1 protein-coding gene and 1 pseudogene are annotated in these 534 nt (G+C 34.8%); both read left to right on the top strand.

All coding sequences use genetic code 11. The features are described 5' to 3' along the window. Positions 1 to 326: HNH/ENDO VII family nuclease (locus tag J7R13_RS08740; RefSeq protein ID WP_246786342.1), on the top strand; the 326-nt coding region annotated here is incomplete at its 5' end. A 64-nt stretch (positions 327 to 390) separates the two neighbouring features. Continuing rightward, positions 391 to 534, top strand: a pseudogene (locus J7R13_RS09725) (SMI1/KNR4 family protein); the annotation flags it as partial.

Genomic DNA, 534 nt, shown 5'->3' with positions numbered 1-534 from the left:
AAAGAATGCGAACAGTAAGTTCGTTTATAGGTTTTGATAATAAACCTGTTGAGTTGCATCACTTAAAGCAAACTCATGAGGGTCCCATAGCGGAAAATGGCAGTAAAGATCATTTTATATATACTTCCGTGATCCATGCTCCTTCCAATACACATCATTCACTTATAGATAGAGAAAAGTTTCCGAAGCGGCGAGAGGATTATTGGAAGGGACTTGCTGAAGGCTATGGAGAAGAGGTAAACAGTAACTTAGGAGGAATAATCGATATGAAATGGGGTATCATAGGTCTAAATTTTGACAGATGGGGACAGGAGCATGTGCAGTAATGCTCTACGGTTGATGAAAAGAGAAAAAACAGAAACTTATAGAATAATTTATGGAGAATAATTGATGAAAACATATACCTTAGATGATGTTGCACAATTAATTAATAAAGTGAATAAATATGATGATGATATTATTAATTTGGGTAGTGAAGATGATGAAGAGAATGAAACTGATGATCTACTGATTGAAAAGGCTGAGAAAACTCTA

This window comes from Bartonella taylorii 8TBB, assembly GCF_902825155.1.
Lineage (GTDB): Bacteria > Pseudomonadota > Alphaproteobacteria > Rhizobiales > Rhizobiaceae > Bartonella > Bartonella taylorii_A.
The sequence above is the reverse complement of the archived record's forward strand: the minus strand, read 5'-3'. Positions and strand labels throughout refer to the sequence as shown.